We start from the raw sequence: 23,251 nt of genomic DNA on the forward strand, positions 1-23,251 counted from the left end.
AAGATCAGGATTGAAGCCTCAGGCGAGGCCCTTGCCGGTCAAGCGGTCGAGCGGCCAGTTTTCCTGAGCGAGGCCATAGCCGGGCCGGCCATCGTGGAACCACTTCACGGTCGAATTGATGGCCATGATGTTGCTGTAGCAGGCCCAGGGCGTCTGGTTCACGGTGGTGCCGGTGAAGATATATTCGCGGCCTTCCAGATCGGTCAGGACAGTTTCATAACCCGCGGGGAAGGGGCCTTGCCGAACCGCCTGCATACGGCCCTTGGTCAGGCCCTTCACCTTGCCGTCGATCAGCACATAGCCGTGGGCCAGCTCGAACTGGTCCCAGCCTTGCTTGAACTGGTCCAGCTTCCAGATCGTCTGGAAAGCGAAATCGGTCCCGAAATTGCCGTTGATCCAGCCCATCGGGTTCATGCCGCGCTCGTTGCGGGGCCCCCAGCTGTGATCCATCGTGGTCACGCAATCGATGTCGTAATCCTTGCCCCGGATGCGGACCTTGCCGGTGGTGTGAACCGTCATGTCGAAATGGTTCGCATAGGCGGACCCGAATCCGCTCTGGTTGGGGTCCACCGAGGCCAGGGGGTCCATGCTGGGGTCATGGATATCGAACGGGTCCATCAGTCCGGTAAATTTGAGCTTGAAGAAAGTGTTGTCCGTTCCCTGATAATCGAGAACATAGTCGCGCGGTTCGTTCTCGGTCTTGAGGGAAAGGCCATTGAGCAGCGAAAAATTCTCGAGCTTTTCCGGCAAGGGCAGATGCTGCTGGAAGTCGAAATAGACGGTTTCGAGAGTGATCCGGCCGATCCGGTCCATCACTTCGATATCGCAGACCATGGAGCCGAGGCCGGTCCGGGCGATGAGATAGACCCATCCCGTAAGATTCGCTTCGGGAACATGAAAGGAGAAGAAGTTGGTTTCGGCCCAGTCGTACTGGACGTCCTGGGGGGTATGGTAGCTTACGTCTTCGGGGCGAATCATTTCCTGTCCTCTCTTCCCACTGGGCCGCGGAGGCGAAGCTCCGCCGCCAAAATCTCGGTCCTGCGGGCGATCCTTTGCCGGAAGGCACGCGCCGGAGCGATAGCTCAAATCGCCCCGGCCCGCAGGTATTTCAGCTATTGGCCTTGAAGTGCGCGACCAGGTCGGGGGACAGCTTGTCCATCCCCTTCTCCCTGGCATATTCCTCCATCTTGGAGCGCACCGCGGCAGTCAACTCGCCCTTGAAATGGGCATTGTTCTCCCGCAGCCAAGTTTCCGAGCGAATGCGGGATTCATTCAGCTTGTTGATCTTCGGGATCGCGAAGCGGGCGATCAGCTCGTAGGAGCGCTTGGTCTCCGTCCAGTCCGCCCAGTGATTGTCCAGGTTGAGGAAGCAGCCGAACCCGCCCGATTGCTCCGACAGCCGGTTCATCTGCGCCACGAAATCGTCCGGCGTGCCGATCACTCCGAACCCGGTTTCGATCATGTAGTCCACCGGGTCCTGCCCGGCAGGCGGGGCCAGAGGAATCGCGGCGACCTTTTCCATATACTCGATCCAGCGCAACAACCCATGCCGCACATTCTCGCGGGCTTTCTCGCGAGTTTCAGCCACATGAACGGGTCCGACCAGGCGCCAGCCGTTCCGATCCATCTGGTTGCCATGATCTGCCGCGGTTTCCTCGGCGATCGCCCAGTTGGACGCCAGCGCATTGAAGCCCCCAGCCGAAGTCGCGCCGATTGCCAGCATCGACAGGCCGAACTTGCCGGCGGCGCGTGCCCCGGTCGGTGAAGCCTGGCTGGCCACGGCGATTTCAACGCCGTCGTCATTATAGGGATCGAGCTGGAGCCTGGCTTCCTGCAGGTTGAACCAGTCGGTCTTGGCGGTCACGATCTCATTGTTGAGCAAGCGGACGATCGGCTCGATCGCCTGCTCCATCCGGTCCCGCGCCTCGGCCGTGGGCACGTCGATCATATAGGCGTCCGACGGCAGCGAGCCGGGCCCCACGCCGAGCATGGTGCGGCCCTTGGTGATATGGTCGAGCTGCCGGATTCGGTCGGCGAGGGTGAAGGGATTGTGATAGGGCAAGGACGCCACGCCGGTGCCGAGCTTGATCCGGCTGGTGCGCTGCGAGACTGCGGCGATGAAAAGCTCCGGGCTGCCGTTGATTTCCCAGCCGCCGGAATGATGTTCGCCGATCCAGGCTTCATCGAAGCCCAGCTTCTCCATCCACACCACCCGGTCCATATCCTCTTCAAGTGCAAGCGAGGTATGCTCGTCGGTCGGGGTATGCGGCGCGATGAATGCACCAAATCTCATGCGCTTCTGCGCCATGTTAGCGTTCCTTTCACTCTCCGATCAAAAATCCGAATCGATTTTGGCTATTTGTCGGTCATGCAGATTTTGCGGTGGTAAGGTCAATCTCCGGCCAAGGTTACAGCCGGGCGTAATCCAGATCGCCGGCTGCAGCCATTTCGCCCAGGCGGAATTTCTGGATCTTGCCGGACGGAGTCAATGGCAGGTCCGCCATTGAAAACCATATCTTCGGGATTTTGTGGCGAGCGAGGCTTTTGCCGCAATGTTCGGCCAGCGCCTCTGCATTCGGCGCGCTGCCGGGTTCCGGCACGAATGCACAGCCGACCTGCTCTCCCCAATATTCGTCAGCGATGCCGAACACCGCGACCGAGGCGACTTCAGGATGAGAGATCAGGGCTTCCTCGATCTCGCGCGGATAGATGTTCTCGCCGCCGCGAATAATCATGTCTTTCAGGCGGCCGGTGATGCGGCAATAGCCGCGCTCGTCCATCTGGCACAGATCGCCCGAATGCAGCCAGCCATCCGGATCGATGGCCGCGGCGGTCGCCTCGGGCATGTCGTAATAGCCCATCATGACGTTGAAACCGCGGCAGCATAGTTCGCCCGAGACGCCGATCGGCTGGATCGCGCCGGTTTCCGGATCGACGATCTTGACCTCCACCAGCGGGATAGGCCGTCCGATGGTTTCGCTGATGTCCCTGGCATTGTCGCCGGGGCGGGTATGGGTGATGGCCGGCGAGCTTTCGGTCAGGCCGTAGCCGATGATGAGGCGCACGCCGAATTCCCGCTCCGTGTCCTGCACGACCGAAACCGGCACCGTCGCGCCGCCCGAGAAGACCATGGAGAGGCTGGAAAGATCGCGCGGCCGCTGACGCTGCGCTTGCAGCAAGGCGATCAGCATGGTCGGCACGGCGAAGGTGTATGTGACCTTTTCCGCTTCGATCAGGTCCAGCATGAACTCCGGCTCGAAGGCGCGCAGAAGAATGAGCGTCGATCCGATCTGAACCGCGCCGAGCACCCCGCCCACGCAGCCCCCCGTGTGGAACAGCGGCGCGACCGAGAGGTTTATGGTGCTTGCGTCGAGCTGCTTCACTTCCGCCATGATGCGCGACGTGTTGGCGATCTGGTGGTGCGACAGCAATACGCCCTTGGGATAACCCGTCGTGCCAGAGGTATACTGGATCATGGCCGGATCGGCGGGGGCGATATCGGGCAAGGCAACCGGCGGGGCATCCGGGGCAGGAAGCCCGGCGGGATCGTCGATATTGACCTTCAGCGCGATCTCCAGCCGTTCCAGCGCGGCCGCTTCATCGACGACAGCACCCATGTCGGTGCCGCGCCACGATTGCTGATGGAATACGGCGCGCGACCGCGACTGCCTCAGGATATAGGCGAGTTCGGCAGTGTTGGAGGCCGGATTTACGGTTACCAGCACCATTCCCGCCAATGCGGCGCCGAACTGGACGAACACCCATTCCGGGCAATTCGCCGCATAGATTGCGACGTGGGTTCCTTTCGGGAACCGCGCGGCGAGAAGATGGGCGACCTTCTCCGCCTCGGCCAGCAATTCCGCATATGTCCAGCGGCGGATGGGCCTGCCGTTCTCGCCCGGATCGACCAGCACCACCTTATCGGGCCACTGCGCCGCCGAAGCGCGCAGCACGCTGCCGCAGGTTACCGGATACAATTCCGAATCCTGGCTCGCGGGCCAGTAGGATTCAGTCAGCGGCTCCCTTGTTTCCGGCACGGGATGCAGCTCAGTCGGCAAGGACACCATGCCGCCGCCGCCCCTTCTCACTCATGCGATCGAGCTTGCCCGGCCAGAACGGCGCATCGAAACATGCGGTCATCCTGCCGATCCGCCAGACATTGCCCTCCCTGGACAATTCGCAACGGTAAAAGCCGGTGCATTCGATCTTCGAGGCTTCGCCATCGCTCGACATCAGCAGGAGATAGCTGAAGGTTACAGCGCTGTCGGAATCCAAACTTTCAACAAGATTGTTGAGCAGCATATGCCGGCGCTGGTCATGCTGATGCGGCCAGAAACCCGTCAGCCATTCGACTATCGTCTGGCGCGTCTCGAATGGGCCGATCGGCACCCGATCCAGCACATTGCCTTCCCAGACGCCGTTTTCGGTGAAACAATCGGCCAGCAGATCCGCGCGCCGCTCGTCATAGGCCCAGCAATAGCGGGCCACCCGCTCGACCACGAGCTGCCGGGCTTCGGGATCGCCGTGGGGCACGCCTGAGCCAAGGGTAATGGCGCCGGTCGCATGTGCCCACCCCGGCAATTGCCAGCCCTGCCCGTCAGACGCTTCCACTGTGTCGCTCATAATCCGATCCTCATCCCGCAGCAGGTTCAAAGCACTTTGGCATCCCCGAAACAAGAATTTTTCTCGACTTTTGAGCCGGTTTGGCGAATCATCCGCCAGCTTGCCTTCGGGACCACTTCTCGACTTTGCCGCAGCTTATATTTAAGCTAGGTGACTGAAAAGGGCAGCAGTGGGAGAACCAGAAATTGGCGGCAATTCAGCCTAAACAACAGGATGCCTACTCCGACGAGGATTGGTACGCTTATCTCGATAGCAGGGTGGAACGGTGCAAGCCAAGCAGCTTGCGCAAGCAGGATCGCAGCCGGCAGCGTGAAAAGGAAATCCTGAACGCGGCCATGCGCGTGTTCGCGCGCGATGGGCTTTCCGCGTCACGCATATCCGATATCGCGGCTGAAGCGGGCATCCCGGTTTCCACGATCTATGAATATTACGCAGGCAAGGAAGACATCGCGCATGCCGTGCCGGTGGCCAATCTGTGCCGATTCTTCGAGGAATATCGCGCCCTGGTCGAGAAGAAGTCCACCGCCTACGAATATGTCTGGCACTTCCTCTACCTGTCGGTCGATTTCGCGCGCCGCAATCCCGACTGGGCACGCGCGCTCTATCTGGAAATCTGGCCCAGCGTCACGGTGACGCAAGGCGAATTGAAGGACATGTTCGACGATTACACCCGTATCCTGCTCTATGCGTTGCGGATGGGGACGGCGCGGGGCGAATGGGGCGGCGAGAAGCTCGATTATTATGAGACCGCGTCGATACTGGTCGGCGCCGTCAACCAGGTGATCGTGACCTGGCTGCTGATGCGCAAGCCGAAGGACATCAACAAGGCGACCGCCAAAATGCTGGACCGGGCGATGACTCTCCTCGATCCGCGCAATCCCGCCAACCGTTAAGGTTTCATCGCATGGGACTCGATCTTGCCGGTCACTACCGGTATCCGCCACCCGATCCGGCCTGGCTCGCTCTGGCGCGAGAGGAGGTAATCGACCCCGGTCTGCCGATCATAGATGCCCATCATCACCTGTGGGAAGAAGGCGGCCACGCCTATCTGCTCGATGAACTGGCGGAAGATCTGGCCTGCGGGCACAATGTCGTCGCCACCGTGCTGGTGCAGGCGGGCTATGCCTATCGCAGTTCCGGCCCCGCGGAATTTCGCAGCGCCGGGGAAACCGAAGCCGTCACCAGCGTCGCCCGAGAAGCGGAACGGCGCGGCATCGAAGCGCGCCTATGCGCGGCCATCGTCTCTTTCGCGGACCTGACGCTTGGCGACAGGCTGGAGGATGTGCTCGACGAGCATCGCCGGGTGGCGGATGGGCGCTTGCGCGGCATTCGGCACAGCGTCAGCTATGACAGCAATTTTCCCGACGGGATCGTCCTCAAGCCCGCGCAGCGCTATCTGCTGGCGGAACCCGCCTATCGCGATGGATTGAAGCGGCTGATCGCTAACGATCTGTCCTATGAGGCAATGCTCTATCACCAGCAATTGCCCGAACTCGCGGATATGGCGCGCGCGCTGCCGGACCTGCGCATCATGCTGGATCATTATGGCACCCCGATCGGGGTCGGCCCTTACAAGACCCGGGAAAAGGAACGCTTCAGCGACTGGCGCAGGGACATGACGGAGCTTGCCCGCTGCCCCAATGTTCATGTCAAGCTGGGCGGGCTGGGCATGATTATCACCGGCGCGGAATGGCATGAGCGGCCGGCGCCGCCCAGTTCGCGGGAGCTGGCGGATAGCTGGCGTCCGTGGTTCGAGACGGCCATCGAGCTTTTCGGCGCGGAACGCTGCGTGTTCGAGAGCAATTTCCCGGTCGACAAGGCGATGTACGACTATGTCACGCTGTGGAATGCCTTCAAGCGCCTGGCCTCAGGCGCCAGCGAAAGCGAACGCGCGGCGCTGTTCCATGACAACGCCGCGCGTTTCTATCGTATCTGATTGTCCGGGCGGGGCTTAGAGCCCCGTCCCGCCGTCCATCGTCATCTGCGAGCCGGTCACATAGCCGGACAGGTCGGAGGCGAGGTAGATAACCGGCTCCACCACGTCGTCGGTCTTGCCGATCTTGCCCAGCGGGACGGTGGACGCGATTTCCTTCATGAAGTCGGCATCCCCGCCCGCGCCGGTGATCATCGGCGTTTCGATCAGGCCGGGATGGATCGAATTGACCCGGATCTTGAACGGAGCCAGCTCGCGAGCCGCGCCCTTGGTCATGCCGGACGCCGCCCATTTGGTGGACAGGTAAGCGATCATGTCGGGATAGCCGCGCTGGCCCGCGCCGGACGAGATATTGACGATGGAACCGCCGCCGTTGGCCTTCATCGGCTCGATCACCGCCTTCATGCCCAGAAACATGCCAAGCTGGTTGACGTTGAAATGCGCGATATAGCTTTCCTTGGTGGTCTCCGTGATCGGATTGGGCGCGAAGATCCCGGCATTGTTGACCAGGATGTCGACCTTGCCGAATGCGGCGACGGTTTCGGCGACGACGGCATTCCATTGGTCTTCATCGGAGACATCGTGCTTCATGGCCCGTGCCGAATTGCCCAACTCGCGGGCCGCATCGATCACCTCATCCCTGACGTCCGTCAGCATGACCTTCGCGCCTTCCGCGACAAAGGCCCGCGCTTCATGCGCGCCCTGGCCCTGCGCGGCCCCGGTGATGATCGCAACTTTTCCTTCCAGCCGTCCGGCCATGCCTCGCTCCCTCTTGCGCATGAACAAATCGCGCGTTGTGTAGCGTCTGCGTGGCCGGAAAGGCGAGTCATTTTCGGACAGTTTCGGACAGTTCCTGCCGTTGATCGTTTTGACGGCGCGAGGCGGCTCTTGCCTTCGATCAGGCTGCTCACTAGTCATTAGCCGAATGAGGTTCGGCTAGTTCGGCTGGCCCTGCAGGAGATAGAGGATGACCGAAGCAGAGGCCCGCGCCTGGGCTATCGCCATGTTCCGCGAAGCGACACCCGAAGCGGTCGATGCGCCGATCGAGGAGTATCGCCAGGGTTTCGAGGACATGGCGGACAAGATCCCGCTGCCCGCGGACCTGGTCATCGAGCAGATCGAGATCGAAGGGGTGCCCTGCTACAAGGTCATCGCCCCCGGCGCCCGGGCTGACCGGCTGGTGGTTCACTTCCATAGCGGGGGCTATGTCATGGGGTCGGCCCGCGCCTATCGCGAGTTCGGCGGCCGGCTTTCCGCCGCGACCAAGGCTCCCGTCATCCTGCCCGATTACCGGCTCGCTCCAGAACATCCCTATCCCGCCCCGGTCGAGGATGGCTTGAAAGTCTATCAGTGGTGCGTTTCCAACCATCCGCCTGAGAAATTCCTGCTGAGCGGGGATTCGGCCGGGGGCGGGCTGTGCATCGCCACGCTTATGAATGCGCGCGACCGGGGCTTGCCCCTGCCGTGCGGCGCGCTCGGCATTGCGCCGCTCACCGATCTGGCCGGGGAAGGCAACAGCGCGAACATCGACACCGATCCGCTGATCCAGCAAGACCTGATCGTCGGCATGGGCAAGGTCTATATCGGCGATCTGGACCCGAAGAAGGAGCCGCTGGCCTCTCCGCTCTGGGGGAGCCACCACGGATTGCCGCCGATCATGCTGATCGCCAGCTCGACCGAAGCACTGCGCGACGATTCCGTGCGCCTGGCGGTGAGCATCGGGGAAGCCAAGGGCAAGGTGCGCCTGTCCCTGCATGACGATCTCGTCCATATCTGGACCTTCTTCCCCTTCCTCGAAGCGACGCGGGAAGCGATGGACGAGATCGCCAACTTCGCCGAAGCGCGCTTCGCCAACTGAACAATCCAGACGGGAGTTTCCTGATGTCGGCTTACATGGTGGTTTTTGCCCGCGTGGATGACGCGGAGCAGTTCGGCAAATATGTCGAGGCGGTGCAGCCGCTGATCGCGGCGCATGGTGGAAAATTGATTGGCCGTGGCGTTCCGCCGGTGGTGCTCGAAGGCAATTGGCCGTGGCACACCGTGGGCGTGCTGGAGTTTCCCTCGGTCGAAGCGGCGGAAACCTTCTGGCATTCGCCCGAATATACCGAGGTCAAGAAACTGCGCGAAGGCAATTCGGAATTTCAGGTGGTAGTGGCTTCGGCCAATTCCTGAACGAAACAAGAAGGAATTGAGATGACCAATCGGCAGTGGCTGCTTGCCAAGCATCCGGTGGGCGCCGTGGGGCGCGATTGCTTTGAATATCGCGAAGCGCCCGATCTGGCGGGGCAGGGCGCTCCCGGCCAGGTGCTGATACAGTGGGAGCTGCTGCTATGCGCACCGACGATCCGCAACTGGATCAGCGGGCAGCGCGACAGCTTCCATCCAGTGGTCGAGCTGGGGCAGCCCATCCTCGCCCCGGCGATCGGCCGGATTGTCGAAAGCAACAATCCCGACTTTCCGGTGGGCGCGCGCCTGTTCGGATCGGGCAGCTGGCAGGACCAGCAATGGGTCGATCCGGTGGCGGGCTATCGGAACATTCCCGAGGACATTGGATCGGTGGATGCCATGGGCGTCCTGGGGATCAATGCGCTGACCGCCTATTGCGGATTGATGCGCCTGGGTGAACCGAAAGCGGGCGAGGTCCTGCTGGTGTCGGGCGCGGCCGGGTCGGTCGGCTCCATCGTCGCGCAGATCGGCCGCATCGTGGGCTGCAAGGTGGTCGGCATTGCCGGGGGGCCGGACAAGCTGCGCTGGCTGCGCGAGGAATGCGGGATCGAGCATCTAATCGATTACAAGTCGGAAGATGTCGCGGCCGGCATGGATGCGCATTGCCCGGATGGAATCGACATCTATTTCGACAATGTGGGCGGCGACATGCTGGTGGCGGCCGCGGCGCGGATGCGGCCGCGCGGGCGGATCGTGCTGTGCGGCCAGATCTCCAGCTATGAGAGCGGAGGGGCGATTACCGCGCCGCCGATCGACATGATGCGCTTGATCTATGGCGGAATCCGGATGGAAGGCTTTCTGGTCCGCCATCATCTCGACATCATCCCCAAGGGGCTGGAGGATCTGGCCGCCTGGGATGCCAAGGGTCTGCTGGCCCATCGCGAAGACGTGCGCGACGGGCTGAAAAACCTGCCGGAAACGCTGTCCCTGCTGTTCTCCGGCGGGAACGAAGGCACCTTGCTGGCCCGAATCTCGGACGGGGAAGGCGGGCAGATCTGAGGTTCTGCCCAGCCCCGTAGGGCTTCAGGCCCAGTCGCCGTCCAGAATGCCGTAGCTGCCGCCGAGATAGGCCGGAACGAGGCCTTCCCGCACCAGCATATGGTCGAAGATCAGCCGTTCGTCCTCGCTCAACCCGGCGGCGAGCGGCTCGATGGCGGCTTTCAGCCCGGCGAGTGCGCCGCGTGCTTCCGCAGCGTCGGCGCTGCCGCTTTCCAGCCAGTAGCCCGCGCCGATGCTGGCTTGCACCGGCGCCTGGCCATTGGCCGGTCCGAAACCGGCCCTGGCAAGGGCAGGAGTGGCGGCCAGCGCATCGTTCACCGCTTGGCCTGCCTTCGCGGCAGCATCCTTCGCGGCCTGCGGAATCGCTTCGGCGCGGCGGGCCTTGTCGAAGGCCTGTTTGCCGAGGAACGAGGCGCGGATCATGTTGCGCGGCTCCCGCCGCTGGATCAGCTGGGAGAACACGGCCATTTCGGAACGGATCGCCCCGTCCATATGCTGCATCAGGCCCAGTTCGACGCATTCGAGAATGGAAAGCGGCGCCGGTTCGTGGCCCAGCATTCGCGCCAGCTCGGCCGCGCGATGGCGTTCGATGGCGTCGGCATAATCGGCATGGGCCAGCGGCTGGTATCCATCGGCATCCCAAGGCTGGATTGCGCTGGCTTGTGCGCTCAACAGCCATTCCTCGGCCGCCGCCACTTCCTCGCCTTCCGGCACCAGACGGTTGGCGACGCCGACCTGCAGCGCTTCCTGCCCCGCAAAGGTGCGGCCATGCAGCAGGACTTCCAGACCGATGTCGACACCGACCAGCCGCGTCATGCGCTGGGTTCCGCCTGCGCCGGGCAGCAGGCCGACGGCATGTTCCGGCAGGCCCAGCATGGCGCGGGGCGTATCCGCGAGGACACGGTAATGCGCGCCGAGCGCCAGCTCGCATCCGCCGCCCAGCGCGACCCCCGCGATCGCGGCGGCGATGGGCTTGCCGGCGCGTTCCATCCGCCGGATCGCATGGCTGAGGCGGAAGAAATGGTCGAAAGCGATGTCGAAGCGGTCTTCCCGGCGGGCCGCCACGATCATCTGATAGGCTTCCGCCAGCTCCGTAAGGTCGGCCCCGGCACAGAAGCCGTTGGCCTTGCCTGACCGGATCACCACGCCGCTGGCGTCGCTGTCCTTCAGCCAGTCCGCGAAGATGCCGAGTTCCGCGATCGCCGCGTTGGAGAAGACATTCATCGAGCGCGGCGCGTCGAAGACGAAGTGGACGAGGCCGTTATCCCGCTGTTCGACGCGGAATTGAGTCAGATCGGCAAGGCTCATCTATCGGTTCCTGAAAGTCTGGATGCGAGGCGATGCGGTCAGAAGCCGACCTGATCGCCGCCCTTGAGCGAAAGGATTTCGCGCGCGTCGTCGGGGGTGGCGATCTCAAGGCCCAGTCCTTCGATGATCTGGCGAACCTTGCTGACCTGCGCTGCGTTGGTTTCGGCCAGCTTGCCGCGCCCGATCCAGAGCGAATCCTCGAGGCCGACCCGGACATGGCCGCCCATCGACGCGGCCATTGCCGCGACGCGCATCTGGCCCACGCCGGCGGCCAACACCGACCAGCGGTAATTGTCGCCGAACAGGCGGTCGGCCGTGCGCTTCATATGCATCACATCGTCGGGATGCGAGCCGATGCCGCCGAGCAGGCCGAAGCAGGTCTGGATGAACAGGGGCGCCTGAACCAGGCCTTCCTGCCAGAAGTAGTGCAGATTGTAGAGGTGGCTGGTATCGTAGCACTCGAACTCGTAGCGCGCGCCGGACTTGTTCAGCGTTTCGAGCGCGTAGCGAATGTCCTTGTAGCTGTTGCGGAAGACCAGATCGTCCGAATTGCGGAGCATCGGCTCTTCCCAGTCATGCTTGAATTCCTTGTAGCGCTTGAGCATCGGGAACAGGCCGAAATTCATCGAACCCATGTTGAGGCTGGCCACTTCCGGCTTCCACACCTCGGCCGGCTTCACGCGTTCTTCCACCGGCATGTAGGGCGATCCGCCGGTGGTGAGATTCACCACCACGTTGGAGCCTTGCTTGATGACCTTGAGGAACGGTTCGAACGCTTCGGGCGACTGGTCGGGGCGGCCATCCTCCGGATTGCGGGCGTGGAGATGCACGATGGCGGCGCCGGCCTCTGCCGCGCCCAGCGCGCTTTCCGCGATCTCGGCGGGCGTCACTGGAAGATGCGGCGACATCGACGGGGTGTGGATCGAACCCGTGATCGCGCAGCTGATGATAACCTTGTCCTTCGCCATTTCCTCTTCCCTTCAGATGATTGCCGCCACTTCGGCCCAGGCGCGCTCCAATGCCTCGCGATGGGTGGGGTCGGCAATGCCGATCAGCAGTTTTGCCCGGTCCTGATGGCTCTTGCCGCGCAGGTCCGCCGCGCCATGTTCCGTTACCACGATGTCGATGTCCATGCGACCGAGCGATGCGGGGCCTATTCCCTCGCCCGGGGCGACGATGCGGCTGATGTCGCCGGCAGTCGAGGGCAGGATGATGATTCGCAACCCGCCCGGGCTGTAGCGGGCCGCGCGGGCGAAATCGCTGGCGCCGCCGGGGCCCGACATGAAGCCGCGCGCGGAGGCCTCGGCAAAGCCCTGGCCGAACAAATCCACGCTCATCACCGAATTGATGGCGATCAGCTTTGGCACGCCCGCCAGGCGAATGACGTCATGCGTGACGGAGACGGGGCGGAACTGGAAGTGCGGATTGTCCAGCCCGGCATAGAGGGATTCCGCGCCGAAGGCGCAGCCGACGATGGCGGACGGGCCATCCGCCATGGCCCCGGAATTGACGAGGCGCAGCGCGGCATCGCAGATCAGCCCGGTATTGAGCCTCAGGTTCCGGCGGTCGACCAGCAGGTCGAGCACCGCATCGGGCAGCTTGCCGAGGCCGGTCTGCACGGTCGCCCCATCCTCCACGAACGGGGCAGCGTTGACCGCGATGGCCTGGGTGATCGGATCGGTCCCCCCCACGGCCATGGTGCGGAGCGGCTGCTCCGCCTCGAAATAGGCGGTGAGTTCGGAGAACGGAATGCCTTCATCGCCCGGCGTGGCCGGCATCAGCGGATTGATATGGGCGATGCGGGTGCGGGTCCTGCGCCAATTGTCCGCCACGAAGGCGACTTCGGTGCCGAAGCTGCAGCGGCCGTTCGCATCGGGGGGCGAGCACATGAACAGCGCCGCTGCCGGCGGGTTCTGCTCATACCACCCGCTCACGTCCTGATAGCACAGCGGCAGGAAGGTGCTGCGCGCGCCTTCCTTGCGCAGGTCGGGCGTCTGGAAGAAGGTGGTGACGCTGCTTTCCGGCCCGGCCCGCCAGACATGCCGGTTCACCGCCGGCACGAAGATGCCCGAGAAGCGCATGTCGCCCAGTGCGCTGCCCGCGCCCTCCACTTCGGCGGCGAGCAGATCGCTCTCCGCCGAGCAGGAGGACAGGATGGTGTGCCCGCCGGGGGGCAAGGCCCCGGCGAGTTCTCCGGATGCAAGGCGGCACGGCTGGGTCGTCATGCGGCAGCCCGTAGCTTACTTGACGTATTTGTGGAAATCCGGAGTGCGCTTCTCGTGGAAGGCGCGCATGCCTTCCTTGGATTCGTCCGTGTCATAGTAAAGCTTCACCGAATTCAGCGCGAGCATCGAGATGCCGCGGATATTGTCGCTGTCGGCATTGAAGCTGCGCTTGGCGAGGGCAAGGGCGGTCGGCGAACGCTGGGCGATGATGTCCGTCCATTCGTTCACCGCATCGTCCAGCTCGGCAGCCGGGACCACCTTGTTGACCAGGCCCATCTCCAGCGCTTCCTGCGCGGTATACTGCAGGTTGAGATACCAGATTTCGCGGGCTTTCTTGTCGCCGACATGGCGGGCGAGATAGGCCGTGCCCCAGCCGGCGTCGACCGAACCGACCTTGGGGCCGACCTGGCCCAGCTTGGCGGTGTCGGCCATGATCGACAGGTCGCACAGCGTGGCGAAGACATTGCCGCCGCCGATGGCGAAGCCGTTGATGCGGGCGATCACCGGCTTGGGGATGTCGCGGATGACCGACTGCAATTCGTCGATCGGCAGGCCGACGATGCCGCGACCGTCATACTGGCCATCCTTGGCGCTCTGGTCGCCGCCGGTGCAGAAAGCCTTGTCGCCCGCGCCGGTGAGCACGACGCAGGACACGCCCTTGTCGTCGGCCGCCAGCTTGAAAGCGGCGATCAGTTCTTCGATCGTCTGGGCGCGGAAGGCATTGTAGAGCTTGGGCCGGTTGATGATGATCCAGGCCGCACGGCCGCGGATTTCGTAGATGATGTCTTCGAATGCTTGGGTCATGTCAGCGTGTATCCTGTCTTGTCGTGATTGCGATAGATGATGTTGGCGCGGGCGATCAGGGTGTCTCCGACGGAGATCATGGCGCGTGAGAAAATCAGCCGCCGCGTCACCCGGTCGAGGCTGACATGCGCTTCCACCCAATCGCCGCACACCGCTGCCGCCAGATATTCGATATCGAGCGATATGGTCGGCGCATGGGTGCCCGGCGCGTCCGTGCATTCCGGCATGGCCAGCAATTGCATGTCGGCAAAGGTCGCCAATGCGCCGCCATGCAGGGTCTGGATGGGATTGCAGTGATGCTCTCCCACCCGGAACGCCAGCCGGTGCCGCACCCTGTCCGCGTAGACTTCTCCGAACTGCTTCCAATAGGGATTGGTCGGGACAAGCAGCTCGAAGCCTTCAGGGGGCGAAAATGCGGCACTCATCTCGGGTCAGACCATCGTCAGGCCGCCGGAGATCGAAATCGCCTGGCCGGTGATGTAGGCGCCATCGTCGGAAGCGAGCAGGGCCACCATGCCGGCATAGTCTTCCGGCTCGCCGATCCGCTTGACCGGAACGCCGCGGACCATCGCGTCCTTCCACTTCTCGGCTTCCGGACCCTGGCCCAGCGTCGCCTCCATCATCGGGGTGTTGGTCGGCCCCGGGCAGACGCAATTGGCGAGCACGCCCTTGCGGGCCAATTCGCGGGCAATCGACTTGGTGAAGGCGATCAGGCCGCCCTTGCAGGCCGAATAGACCGCTTCGTTGCTGGTGCCTACGCGCGCTGCATCCGAGGCGATGTTGATGATGCGCCCGCCGCCGCGGCTGGCCATCCGGCCCGCCACCGCGAAGTGCGTGTTGAGATTGCCCTTGAGATTGATCGCGATGATCTTTTCCCAGAGATCGGGCGTGGTGGTGAGGAAGGGCTGGACCTTGTCCCAGCCGGCATTGTTGACGAGCGCCCAGACGGGACCGAGATCGTTCTCGACGGCCTCTACCGCGGCCTGAACCGCGTCGAAATCGCTCACATCGACCTTGTAGGTCTTCACGGTCGCGTCGCCCGCCAGCTTCGCGGTCTCCTCGCCGGCTTCGATGCTGAGATCGAAGATCGCGACCTTGCAGCCTTCCTCGGCCAGGCGCAGCGCCAGCGCCCTGCCGATACCTTGTCCGCCGCCGGTGACGATCGCCACCTTTCCGGCCAATCCCTTCATAAGTTCCTCCATTGACGTAGGTTGTGCGTTCAGGGCTCGAGGTCCTGCGCTAGATCCGTTTCGCTGCCCAAGAGTTCGAGCAAGCGTTCCTTCACCTTGACGAGGGCCTGCGCCGCGGCATCGAGTTCCTCGACGCTGACCACTTCAAGAATATCGGACTCGACCGCATCCACCGCCCGGCGGATGGTTGCGACGAGATTCTGCCCGGCGCCGGTCAGGAAGACCCGGCGCGCGCGCGCATCGCGTTCGTCCGAGCGCCGCTCGACGAAGCCGGCCGCTTCCATCCGGTCGATCAGCCCGCCGATGGCGACCTTGGTCAGGTCGAGATCGGCGGCCAGCGCGGTCTGCGTCATTCCGTCGCGGCGTGACAGGAAAGCCAGCACCCACCATTGCGAGCGGGTGATGCCCAGCGGCTTGAGCGCCCGATCCACCACGATGCGCCGCAGCCGCGAGACATCGTGGATCAGGAACCCGAACCGCAGATAGGCGTCGAGATCCTTCTGCATTGGACGATATGGCCTGGCGCTCATTGTTTCCTGCCGATTTTGCCCTTGAACATTTCACGCGCGATGATGGTCTTCATGATCTCGATCGAGCCGCCCGCGATCTTGACGATGCGGGAATCCGCATAGGCCCGGCAGATCGGATATTCCCACATATAGCCCCAGCCGCCGAACAGCTGGAGGCACTTGTCGGCCGCTTCGCAATGCAGTTCCGAAGTGACCATCTTGAGCATCGCCGCATCGACCGCGTCGAGCTTGTCCTGCATGAACAGCTCGATGCATTTGTCGGTGAAGACCCGGGCCATGACCGAACGGGCCTTGAGGTCGGCCAGCACGAACTGGGTGTTCTGGAAATCGGCGATGGTCTGGCCGAACGCCTTGCGTTCCGAGGTATAATCCACCGTCCATTCGATCATCGTCTCGGTCACGGTGGCGGAGCGGATGGCCTGGGCCAGCCGTTCCTGCGACAGTTTGGTCATCATCAGCTTGAAGCCTTCGCCTTCGCCGCCGAGCATGGCGCTGGCCGGAACGCGCAGATCCTCGAAGAACAGTTCCGAGGTGTCCTGCGCCTTCATCCCCAGCTTGTCGAGGTTCTGGCCGCGCTTGAAGCCGGGCAGGCTGGTGTCGACCAGGAACAGGGTGACGCCCTTGGCGCCCGCCTCGCTGTCCGTCTTGGTGGCGAGCACCAGCACGTCGCACATCTGGCCGTTGGAAATGAACACCTTCTGCCCGTTGATGATGTAATCGTCGCCATCGCGCACTGCCTTGGTCTTGATGGCCTTGAGGTCGGAACCGGCATGAGGCTCGGTCATGCCGAGCGAGCCGATCGCTTCGCCGGTGACCATCTTCGGCAGCCACTGCTGCTTCTGCTCCTCGGTGCCGAACGACTTGATATAGGTCGCGACGAGGTCGGTATGGATCAGGAAGCCGGGGCCGCTGGTGCCCGCGCGCCACAATTCCTCGAACACCACCACGTCATAGAGATAATCGGCGCCGATCCCGCCATATTCTTCCGGCACGGTGCAGCACAGCAGGCCCGCCTCGCCCGCCTTCAGCCACAATTCGCGCGGGACGATGCCGTCCTTCTCCCACTGGTCGTGGAAGGGGACGATTTCCTTTTCCACGAACTTGCGCGCGGTATCGCGCCACATTTCATGTTCGGGGGTGAAGAGCGTGCGTTCGATCATGGAGGATTAGCCTTGATTCTGGGCGGCTTTGGACTTGGCGGTGGAGGCTTCGATCGCCGCGCGGGCGGCCTTCCACTGCTCATCGGTGAGATTGGTGAGATCGGCGAAGGTGCTGGGCGCGGCCAGGTGCTGTGCGCCGTCCACGGCGATGGTCTGCCCGGTCAGGAAATCGCAGCCGTCCGACATCAGGAAGGTGATGAGGTTGGTCAGCTCCGGCATGTTGCCATAGCGCCGCATCGGGATGGTGTCGCAATTGGTGGCGGAACTCTGCGTATCGGGCAGTGGGTTCAGCTTTTCCCAGGCTTCCGGCGTGGGGAAGGGGCCGGGCGCGGTCGCGTTGAGGCGTATGCCGTAGGGCCCCCATTCGGCGGCGAGCGACATGGTCATGGCGTGCAGCGCGGTCTTGGCCATGGCCGAAGGCACCACGAAGGCCGATCCGGTCCATACCCATGTCACCAGATTGGACACCACCGAGCCTGGAATGCCGTCGCGAATCCAGCGCTTGCCGCAGGACAGGGTGGCGTGGAAGCTGCCGTCCATCACCGTGGAGGTGATGGCGCGGAAGCCCCGCGCGCTGAGATCCTTGGTCGGCGAGATGAAGTTGGCGGCGGCGTTGTTGATCAGGCCGGTCAGCGGCTTGTCCTGCCAGATTTCCTCGATCAGCGCGTCCATCGCATCGGCGTCGCGCACGTCGCAGGCATGGGCGTGGACGGGATGTCCGGTCTGCGCCGAGATCCGCGCGGCGGTTTCTTCCAGCATCGCGAGCCGGCGGCCGGAAATATGGACCGTGGCGTGCTTGGCGGAGAGCGCCTGCGCGATTTCCTTGCCGAGGCCGCCGCCGCCGCCGGTCACCAGAATATTCTTGCCGGACAGCACATCGTCGCGAAAAATTTCCATTAGCCTCTCCTGATGGCATCGGCTCAATTAGCTCTTGCCAACCGATAGTCAACTTGTTTACGAAATGACCTGCACCTGTCAAGCCGCTTCGTCGATTTCCGGCGCGGGCGGCTGAAGCGATTTGGCGAAGAGAGACGATGCAGAAGGCATGGATTTCCGGGATAGGCGGCTATCTCCCCCTGTTGCGGCTGGATCGCAAGGCGGCCGCGAGGCAACTGGCGTGGTCGGGCCTGCCGATGCCGCGCAAGGGCGCGCGCGCGGTCGCGGGCTGGGATGAAGACCCGCTGACCATGGCGGTGGAGGCGTCCCGGGGTCTTGCCGGAGCGGATGTCGAGGCGCTGCGTTTCGCTTCGACTTCCGCCTATTTCACGGACCGTTCGCAGGCCGGCATCATGCTCGATGCGCTGGCCCTGCCGCGTGAGGTGCGCACCCTGGATGCCGCGAATATGCGCCGGGCCGGGACCAGCGCCCTGCTCGATTCGCTGCTGGCGGGCGGCGTGCGGCTGGTCGCTGCCGCTGAAAAGCGCAGGACCCAGGCGGGCAGCGCGGCGCAGCTTGCCTATGGCGATGGCGCGGCGGCGGTGCTGACGGGCGAGAGCGGCGCGGCGCGGCTGATCGGCCATGCCGCCTTGAGCCACGATCTGGTGGACCGCTACGCCACGCTCGATCACCCGACGCCCTATGCCTATGAAGAACGCTTCGTGCGCGACGTTTCGGTGGCGGAGCTGTTCATCCCCGCCATCCGCGGCGCGTGCGAAAAGGCGGGCATCGAAGCGGCGGCCATTGCCCATGCTGCTTGTGCCGAGCCGGTGTCCGGCTGCTGGGCCGCCGTCGCGCGCAAGCTGGGCATCGGCGCGGTCAACCATTGCCAGCAATTGTCGGATGAGGCGGGCGATCTCGGCGCGGCGCATCCGCTGTTCGGGCTGGGGCTGGCTTTCGCCGCGGCGAAGGCTGGCGATGTCGTGCTGCTCGCCGGTTTCGGCAGCGGCATCGACGCGATGCTGTTCGAGGTGGTCGAGGAAGTGCCCGGCGCGAAGGGCCTCGCCGCGATGCTGGCGGAAGGACGGGCGCTGGCCGACTATACCCGCTTCCTCAACCTGTCCGGCGTGATCGATCTCGACTGGGGGATGCGCTCCGAATTCGAGCTGAAGGCCCAGGCCACGGTGCTGGAGCGGGTGGGCCGTGAGATGATCGGCTTCATCGGCGGGCGCGACCGCCACGGCAATGTGCAGTTCCCCAAGAGCGCGATCCCGGTCAATCCGGCTGCCGACGGGCCGGAGGCGCTCGAAGATGTGCGGCTGGCCGATGAGGAAGCGCGGATCGTGTCGGTCACGGCCGATCGGCTCAACTTCAATCCCGACCCGCCGTTCGATTTCGGCCTGGTGCAGTTCGACAATGGCGCGCGCGTGCTGATGGAAATGGTCGACCGGCCCGAGGCGGGCTTCGCGGTGGGCGATCGGGTGCGGATGCGCCTGCGGATCAAGTCGCAGAACAAGCTGCTCGGCTTCCGCACTTACTTCTGGAAGGCCGCGCCTCTGCAGCGGCCCCGGATCGGAGAGAATTGATGGCTCGCGGAATCAGGGACAAGGTCGCCGTCATCGGCATGGGCTGCACCCGCTTCGGCGAGCGCTGGGACATCGCCGCCGACGGGCTGATGGTGGAGGCCTTCACCGAGGCGCTGGCCGATGCGGGGATCGACCGCAAGCGGATCGAGGCGGTGTGGGTCGGCAATGCGCTGGACGACATCAATGTCGGCAACAGCTCGCTGCCGGCGGCGCATGCCCTGCGGCTGGACCGGGTTCCGGTGACGCGGGTCGAGAACATGTGCGCGACCGGCACGGAGGCCCTGCGCGGCGCGGCCTATGCGGTGGCGTCCGGCGCGGTGGACGTGGCGCTGGCCATCGGCGTCGAGAAGCTCAAGGACACCGGCTACGGCGGGCTGCCGCTCAAGACCAAGGGCGTGCAGAACGATCTGTGGATGCCCTACGGTTCCGCGCCGGGCACCTTCGCGCAACTGGCCGGGGCCTATGCCGCCCGGCACGGGATCGATGCGGGCGACCTGAAGCGCGCGATGGCGCATGTTTCGTGGAAGAGCCACCAGAACGGGGTCCATTCGCCCAAGGCGCATCTGCGCAAGGCGATCGACATGGAAACCATCGTCAATGCCCCGCTGATCGCCGATCCGCTGGGGCTGTTCGATTGCTGCGGCGTGTCCGATGGCGCGGCGGCTGCCATTCTCACCACCCCGGAGATCGCCAGGGAACTGGGCATCGACAATCCGGTGACGATCAAGGCGATCCAGCTTTCCGCCAGCAATGGCAGCGAGATGCAATTCTCCGAATGGGACGGCGCCCATGTGCCCAATACCCAGGCGGCAGCGCAGCGCGCCTATGCCGAAGCCGGGATTTCCGACCCGAAGGCGGATATCGATCTGACCGAGGTGCATGACTGCTTCTCGATCACCGAGCTGGTAATCATGGAAGATCTCGGCCTGTCTGATCCCGGCCGCGCCCCCGCCGATATTCTCGACGGGCGCTATGACGCCGGCGGCGCGATCCCGTGCCAGCTCGACGGCGGGCTGAAGTGCTTCGGGCACCCGGTCGGCGCTTCCGGCCTCAGGATGGCTTACGAAGTCTACAACCAGCTGCTAGGGCGCGCTGGCGAACGGCAGCGGCAGGATGTGAAGTTCGGTCTGACTCACAATCTGGGCGGCGCGCCGTTCAACAATGTCGCGGCTATTTCGATTCTCGGCCGCAAGGATTGAGGGAGCAGGGCAGATGCCGGGTTTGTATTTCGACGAATTCACCGAAGGTCAGGTTTTCCAGCACGAAGTCCGCCGGACCGTGCTCGACATGGACAATATGCTGTACTCCTCGCTGACCTATAATCCGGCGGCGATCCATATCGACCATGCCTATTGCGAGACGACCGAATTCGGCAAGCCGCTGATGAATTCGATGTTCACGCTGGGCCTCGTGATCGGCCTGTCGGTGCAGGACACGACCTTCGGCACGACCATCGGCAATCTCGGGATGACCGAGACGACCTTCCCCAAGCCGGTGTTCGCGGGCGACACCATCCGCAGCGAAACCAAGGTGCTGGCATTGCGCGAGAGCAAGTCCCGCCCGACCCAGGGCATCGTCACCTTCGAGCATGTCGGCTACAACCAGCGCGACGAGGTGGTCTGCCGCACCGTGCGCAACGCGCTGATGATGAAGAAGCCGCAGGCATGAGGCTGCGCTCGCTCCTGTTCGTCCCGGGCGATTCGGACAAGAAATTCGCCAAGGCCCGCGAGAGCGGCGCCGACGTGCTGATCCTGGACCTGGAAGATTCGGTCGCGCCTTCGATGAAGGACACCGCCCGCGAAATGGTGCAGGGCTGGCTGGATCAGGCGGGCGAGGTCGAACCGGCGCTGTTCGTGCGGATCAACCCGCTCGATACCGGGCTGACCCTGGCCGATCTTTCCGCGGTGGTCCGCCCGGGCCTTGCCGGGATCCTGGTGCCCAAGGCCAATGGCGCCCACGATATCGAAAGGATCGGCCATTATCTCGACGCGCTGGAACAGCGCTCGGGCATTGCGCCGGGCACGGTGAAGATCGCGGTGGTTTCCACGGAAACTCCGGCGGCCATGTTCGCGCTGGGCAGCTACCAGCAGGCCGGTGAGCGGCTGGTCGGCCTGACCTGGGGGGCAGAGGACCTTGGCGCCGCGATCGGCATCACCGACAACAAGGAACCGGACGGAAGCTGGACCTTCCCCTATCAGGTCGCGCGGGCGCAATGCCTGTTCGCCGCCGCCGCCGCCGGGGTGGCGCCGCTCGATACGCTCTATGCCAATTTCAAGGACCCGGAAGGGCTGGAAGCGGATTGCCGCCGCGCCCGGCGCGACGGGTTTACCGGCCGCGTCGCGATCCACCCCGCGCAGGTCGAGACGATCAATAGCTGCTTCTCCCCGTCCGAGGAGGAAGTGGCCTTCGCCCGGCGCGTGGTGGATGCCTTCGCCGCCAATCCCGATGCGGGCACGCTCGGGATCGATGGCAAGATGGTCGACATTCCGCATCTGGTCGCCGCCCGCAAGACGCTGGCCGCCGCCGGAGAAGCATGAGATCGCGAGCGACCCTCGCCCGCATATGCCCTGTTATTAGACAAGAAACATCAGACGGAGCCTGACAAGATGAGTGAGCAACGGCCCCTGCCAACCGAGGAAGACCTGAACGCCATTCGGGAAGGCGTGCGCGCGGCCTGCGCGCCCTTCGACGACGAATACTGGCTCGCCCGCGACGACGACGGCAAGTTCCCCCGCGAATTTCACCGCGCCATGGCCGAAGGCGGCTGGCTGGGCATCACCATGCCGGAGGAATATGGCGGGTCCGGCCTTGGCGTGACCGAAGCGATGACGATGATGAACGAGGTCGCGGCCTCGGGCGGCGGCTTCGCGGCGGCGTCCACCATCCACATCAACCTGTTCGGCCCGCACCCCATCGTGGTCAAGGGCACGGACGAGCAGAAGGCGCGCTGGGTGCCCCGGCTGGTGGCCGGCGAGGACCAGGTGTGCTTCGGCTTCACCGAACCCGACGCAGGCCTCAACACCACCCGGATCAAGACCTTCGCCGAGAAGGTGCCAGGCGGCTATCGGGTGAACGGGCAGAAGGTGTGGACCTCCACCGCGCAGGTCGCAAACAAGATCATGCTGCTGACGCGCACCACAAAGTTCGAGGATTGCAAGAAGCCGACCGACGGCATCACCATCTTCTACACCGATCTCGACCGTTCCAAGATCGATGTTCACCTGATCCCCAAGATGGGCCGCAAGGCGGTGGATTCGAACGCGATCTTCATCGAGGACCTGTTCATTCCCGAAGAGGACCGCATCGGCGAGGAAGGCAAGGGCTTCGGCTATATCCTGCACAGCCTCAACCCGGAACGCATCCTGATCGCCTGCGAAGCCATCGGCATCGGCCGCGATGCGCTGCGCCGCGCGGTGCAATACGCCAAGGAGCGGGTGGTGTTCGATCGCCAGATCGGCCAGAATCAGGGCATCCAGCATCCGCTCGCGGAAAAGTGGATGTATCTGGAAAGCGCCTGGCTGATGGTGGAAAAGGCCGCGCGTCTTTACGACAGCGGCCTGCCCTGCGGCGCGGAAGCCAATGCGGCCAAGTTCCTTTCGGCCCGGGCCTGCTTCGATGCGGCCTATCAGGCGGTCGCGACCCATGGCGGCTTCGGCTATGCCAAGGAATATCATGTCGAGCGGCTGTTCCGCGAAAGCGTGCTGACCCGCCTCGCCCCCATCACCGAACAACTGATCCTGAGCTTCATCGCCGAAAAGGTGTTGGAACTCCCAAGAAGCTATTGAGGTAAT

24 protein-coding genes are annotated in these 23,251 nt (G+C 63.8%); 10 read left to right on the plus strand and 14 right to left on the minus strand.

Features of this window, described 5'->3' with window-relative positions; translation table 11 throughout:
- Positions 1-18 precede the first annotated feature (18 nt).
- From U8326_RS15820 to U8326_RS15835, 4 genes are all read right to left on the minus strand, one after another.
- Positions 19-978: a DUF7064 domain-containing protein gene (locus U8326_RS15820; RefSeq protein ID WP_324741459.1), complete on the minus strand. Its 960-nt coding sequence runs from the start codon at positions 976-978 to the stop codon at positions 19-21.
- Positions 979-1,108: 130 nt separating this feature from the next.
- Positions 1,109-2,293, minus strand: coding sequence for an LLM class flavin-dependent oxidoreductase (locus U8326_RS15825; RefSeq protein ID WP_324741460.1), 1,185 nt, complete (start codon positions 2,291-2,293; stop codon positions 1,109-1,111).
- A gap of 115 nt (positions 2,294-2,408) precedes the next feature.
- A complete protein-coding gene (locus U8326_RS15830; RefSeq protein ID WP_324741462.1) occupies positions 2,409-4,058 on the minus strand; it encodes an AMP-binding protein in 1,650 nt (549 codons plus the stop codon).
- Positions 4,048-4,623, minus strand: coding sequence for a nuclear transport factor 2 family protein (locus U8326_RS15835; RefSeq protein WP_324741463.1), 576 nt, complete (start codon positions 4,621-4,623; stop codon positions 4,048-4,050). The genes U8326_RS15830 and U8326_RS15835 overlap by 11 nt, the downstream gene beginning before the upstream one ends.
- A gap of 185 nt (positions 4,624-4,808) precedes the next feature.
- Between U8326_RS15835 and U8326_RS15840 the strand changes: the two genes are divergently transcribed.
- Together U8326_RS15840 and U8326_RS15845 are read left to right on the plus strand one after the other, a co-directional pair.
- Positions 4,809-5,516 carry a helix-turn-helix domain-containing protein gene (locus U8326_RS15840; protein WP_324741464.1) on the plus strand — a complete coding sequence of 236 codons (708 nt, stop codon included), beginning with the start codon at positions 4,809-4,811 and terminating at the stop codon, positions 5,514-5,516.
- Between the two features lie 11 nt (positions 5,517-5,527).
- On the plus strand, positions 5,528-6,559 hold the full coding sequence (locus U8326_RS15845) for an amidohydrolase family protein (protein ID WP_324741465.1): 1,032 nt from the start codon (positions 5,528-5,530) through the stop codon (positions 6,557-6,559).
- 15 nt (positions 6,560-6,574) lie between these two features.
- Here U8326_RS15845 and U8326_RS15850 read toward each other — a convergent pair whose 3' ends face one another.
- A complete protein-coding gene (locus tag U8326_RS15850; protein ID WP_324741467.1) occupies positions 6,575-7,315 on the minus strand; it encodes a glucose 1-dehydrogenase in 741 nt (246 codons plus the stop codon).
- 208 nt (positions 7,316-7,523) lie between these two features.
- On the opposite strand from U8326_RS15850, the gene U8326_RS15855 reads away from it, so the two are divergent.
- The 3 genes from U8326_RS15855 to U8326_RS15865 are packed head-to-tail and all read left to right on the plus strand — an operon-like array spanning position 7,524 to position 9,781.
- Positions 7,524-8,414, plus strand: coding sequence for an alpha/beta hydrolase (locus U8326_RS15855; RefSeq protein WP_324741469.1), 891 nt, complete (start codon positions 7,524-7,526; stop codon positions 8,412-8,414).
- A 23-nt stretch (positions 8,415-8,437) separates the two neighbouring features.
- A complete protein-coding gene (locus U8326_RS15860) occupies positions 8,438-8,728 on the plus strand; it encodes a DUF1330 domain-containing protein (RefSeq protein ID WP_324741470.1) in 291 nt (96 codons plus the stop codon).
- Positions 8,729-8,749: 21 nt separating this feature from the next.
- Positions 8,750-9,781 (plus strand): NADP-dependent oxidoreductase, encoded by a 1,032-nt coding sequence (locus tag U8326_RS15865; protein WP_324741471.1) that lies wholly within the window; start codon positions 8,750-8,752, stop codon positions 9,779-9,781.
- 24 nt (positions 9,782-9,805) lie between these two features.
- Here the strand turns inward: U8326_RS15865 and U8326_RS15870 are convergent, their stop codons facing one another.
- From U8326_RS15870 to U8326_RS15910, 9 genes are read right to left on the minus strand one after another with little or no spacing between them, the layout of a single operon-like run.
- The gene (locus U8326_RS15870; RefSeq protein WP_324741472.1) at positions 9,806-11,089 is read right to left on the minus strand and encodes an enoyl-CoA hydratase-related protein; all 1,284 of its coding nucleotides are present in this window, start codon (positions 11,087-11,089) and stop codon (positions 9,806-9,808) included.
- Between the two features lie 38 nt (positions 11,090-11,127).
- The gene (locus U8326_RS15875; protein WP_324741473.1) at positions 11,128-12,057 is read right to left on the minus strand and encodes a 3-keto-5-aminohexanoate cleavage protein; all 930 of its coding nucleotides are present in this window, start codon (positions 12,055-12,057) and stop codon (positions 11,128-11,130) included.
- A 12-nt stretch (positions 12,058-12,069) separates the two neighbouring features.
- Positions 12,070-13,314 carry an acetyl-CoA hydrolase/transferase family protein gene (locus tag U8326_RS15880; RefSeq protein WP_324741475.1) on the minus strand — a complete coding sequence of 415 codons (1,245 nt, stop codon included), beginning with the start codon at positions 13,312-13,314 and terminating at the stop codon, positions 12,070-12,072.
- A gap of 15 nt (positions 13,315-13,329) precedes the next feature.
- Positions 13,330-14,118, minus strand: coding sequence for an enoyl-CoA hydratase-related protein (locus U8326_RS15885; RefSeq protein ID WP_324741477.1), 789 nt, complete (start codon positions 14,116-14,118; stop codon positions 13,330-13,332).
- Complete coding sequence (locus U8326_RS15890; protein ID WP_324741479.1) at positions 14,115-14,543, minus strand: PaaI family thioesterase; 429 nt, start codon at positions 14,541-14,543, stop codon at positions 14,115-14,117. The genes U8326_RS15885 and U8326_RS15890 overlap by 4 nt, the downstream gene beginning before the upstream one ends.
- A gap of 6 nt (positions 14,544-14,549) precedes the next feature.
- On the minus strand, positions 14,550-15,308 hold the full coding sequence (locus U8326_RS15895; protein ID WP_324741481.1) for an SDR family oxidoreductase: 759 nt from the start codon (positions 15,306-15,308) through the stop codon (positions 14,550-14,552).
- 29 nt (positions 15,309-15,337) lie between these two features.
- Positions 15,338-15,838: a MarR family transcriptional regulator gene (locus U8326_RS15900; protein ID WP_324741484.1), complete on the minus strand. Its 501-nt coding sequence runs from the start codon at positions 15,836-15,838 to the stop codon at positions 15,338-15,340.
- Positions 15,835-16,998: an acyl-CoA dehydrogenase family protein gene (locus U8326_RS15905; protein ID WP_324741487.1), complete on the minus strand. Its 1,164-nt coding sequence runs from the start codon at positions 16,996-16,998 to the stop codon at positions 15,835-15,837. The genes U8326_RS15900 and U8326_RS15905 overlap by 4 nt, the downstream gene beginning before the upstream one ends.
- 6 nt (positions 16,999-17,004) lie before the next feature.
- Positions 17,005-17,895, minus strand: a complete 891-nt coding sequence (locus U8326_RS15910) for an SDR family oxidoreductase (RefSeq protein WP_324741489.1) — start codon at positions 17,893-17,895, stop codon at positions 17,005-17,007.
- A 137-nt stretch (positions 17,896-18,032) separates the two neighbouring features.
- Here U8326_RS15910 and U8326_RS15915 point away from each other — a divergent pair, with 137 nt between their 5' ends.
- The 5 genes from U8326_RS15915 to U8326_RS15935 all read left to right on the plus strand — a co-directional run bounded on the left by U8326_RS15915 (position 18,033) and on the right by U8326_RS15935 (position 23,245).
- Positions 18,033-19,460 (plus strand): OB-fold domain-containing protein, encoded by a 1,428-nt coding sequence (locus U8326_RS15915; RefSeq protein ID WP_324741490.1) that lies wholly within the window; start codon positions 18,033-18,035, stop codon positions 19,458-19,460.
- Entirely contained in the window at positions 19,460-20,659 is a 1,200-nt protein-coding gene (locus U8326_RS15920; RefSeq protein ID WP_324741491.1) for an acetyl-CoA acetyltransferase, read from the plus strand. The genes U8326_RS15915 and U8326_RS15920 overlap by 1 nt, the downstream gene beginning before the upstream one ends.
- Before the next feature lie 13 nt (positions 20,660-20,672).
- Complete coding sequence (locus U8326_RS15925; protein WP_324741493.1) at positions 20,673-21,128, plus strand: MaoC family dehydratase; 456 nt, start codon at positions 20,673-20,675, stop codon at positions 21,126-21,128.
- Positions 21,125-21,997, plus strand: a complete 873-nt coding sequence (locus U8326_RS15930; RefSeq protein ID WP_324741494.1) for a CoA ester lyase — start codon at positions 21,125-21,127, stop codon at positions 21,995-21,997. Before U8326_RS15925 ends, U8326_RS15930 begins: the two co-directional genes overlap by 4 nt.
- Positions 21,998-22,066: 69 nt before the next feature.
- Positions 22,067-23,245 carry an acyl-CoA dehydrogenase family protein gene (locus U8326_RS15935; RefSeq protein ID WP_324741495.1) on the plus strand — a complete coding sequence of 393 codons (1,179 nt, stop codon included), beginning with the start codon at positions 22,067-22,069 and terminating at the stop codon, positions 23,243-23,245.
- Positions 23,246-23,251: the final 6 nt, after the last annotated feature.

It is taken from the genome of Tsuneonella sp. CC-YZS046, from assembly GCF_035581365.1.
In the GTDB taxonomy this organism is placed as follows: Bacteria; Pseudomonadota; Alphaproteobacteria; order Sphingomonadales; family Sphingomonadaceae; genus JAWKXU01.

What these genes read in the sequence shown, in the direction of transcription:
- U8326_RS15900 (WP_324741484.1), bottom strand. Translation starts at nt 15,838, where the DNA reads ATGAGCGCCAGGCCATATCGTCCAATGCAGAAGGATCTCGACGCCTAT.
- U8326_RS15925 (WP_324741493.1), top strand. Translation starts at nt 20,673, where the DNA reads ATGCCGGGTTTGTATTTCGACGAATTCACCGAAGGTCAGGTTTTCCAG.
- U8326_RS15865 (WP_324741471.1), top strand. Translation starts at nt 8,750, where the DNA reads ATGACCAATCGGCAGTGGCTGCTTGCCAAGCATCCGGTGGGCGCCGTG.
- U8326_RS15820 (WP_324741459.1), bottom strand. Translation starts at nt 978, where the DNA reads ATGATTCGCCCCGAAGACGTAAGCTACCATACCCCCCAGGACGTCCAG.
- U8326_RS15875 (WP_324741473.1), bottom strand. Translation starts at nt 12,057, where the DNA reads ATGGCGAAGGACAAGGTTATCATCAGCTGCGCGATCACGGGTTCGATC.
- U8326_RS15930 (WP_324741494.1), top strand. Translation starts at nt 21,125, where the DNA reads ATGAGGCTGCGCTCGCTCCTGTTCGTCCCGGGCGATTCGGACAAGAAA.
- U8326_RS15835 (WP_324741463.1), bottom strand. Translation starts at nt 4,623, where the DNA reads ATGAGCGACACAGTGGAAGCGTCTGACGGGCAGGGCTGGCAATTGCCG.
- U8326_RS15890 (WP_324741479.1), bottom strand. Translation starts at nt 14,543, where the DNA reads ATGAGTGCCGCATTTTCGCCCCCTGAAGGCTTCGAGCTGCTTGTCCCG.
- U8326_RS15895 (WP_324741481.1), bottom strand. Translation starts at nt 15,308, where the DNA reads ATGAAGGGATTGGCCGGAAAGGTGGCGATCGTCACCGGCGGCGGACAA.
- U8326_RS15935 (WP_324741495.1), top strand. Translation starts at nt 22,067, where the DNA reads ATGAGTGAGCAACGGCCCCTGCCAACCGAGGAAGACCTGAACGCCATT.
- U8326_RS15910 (WP_324741489.1), bottom strand. Translation starts at nt 17,895, where the DNA reads ATGGAAATTTTTCGCGACGATGTGCTGTCCGGCAAGAATATTCTGGTG.
- U8326_RS15860 (WP_324741470.1), top strand. Translation starts at nt 8,438, where the DNA reads ATGTCGGCTTACATGGTGGTTTTTGCCCGCGTGGATGACGCGGAGCAG.
- U8326_RS15855 (WP_324741469.1), top strand. Translation starts at nt 7,524, where the DNA reads ATGACCGAAGCAGAGGCCCGCGCCTGGGCTATCGCCATGTTCCGCGAA.
- U8326_RS15920 (WP_324741491.1), top strand. Translation starts at nt 19,460, where the DNA reads ATGGCTCGCGGAATCAGGGACAAGGTCGCCGTCATCGGCATGGGCTGC.
- U8326_RS15915 (WP_324741490.1), top strand. Translation starts at nt 18,033, where the DNA reads ATGCAGAAGGCATGGATTTCCGGGATAGGCGGCTATCTCCCCCTGTTG.
- U8326_RS15885 (WP_324741477.1), bottom strand. Translation starts at nt 14,118, where the DNA reads ATGACCCAAGCATTCGAAGACATCATCTACGAAATCCGCGGCCGTGCG.
- U8326_RS15870 (WP_324741472.1), bottom strand. Translation starts at nt 11,089, where the DNA reads ATGAGCCTTGCCGATCTGACTCAATTCCGCGTCGAACAGCGGGATAAC.
- U8326_RS15845 (WP_324741465.1), top strand. Translation starts at nt 5,528, where the DNA reads ATGGGACTCGATCTTGCCGGTCACTACCGGTATCCGCCACCCGATCCG.
- U8326_RS15825 (WP_324741460.1), bottom strand. Translation starts at nt 2,293, where the DNA reads ATGAGATTTGGTGCATTCATCGCGCCGCATACCCCGACCGACGAGCAT.
- U8326_RS15905 (WP_324741487.1), bottom strand. Translation starts at nt 16,998, where the DNA reads ATGATCGAACGCACGCTCTTCACCCCCGAACATGAAATGTGGCGCGAT.
- U8326_RS15850 (WP_324741467.1), bottom strand. Translation starts at nt 7,315, where the DNA reads ATGGCCGGACGGCTGGAAGGAAAAGTTGCGATCATCACCGGGGCCGCG.
- U8326_RS15880 (WP_324741475.1), bottom strand. Translation starts at nt 13,314, where the DNA reads ATGACGACCCAGCCGTGCCGCCTTGCATCCGGAGAACTCGCCGGGGCC.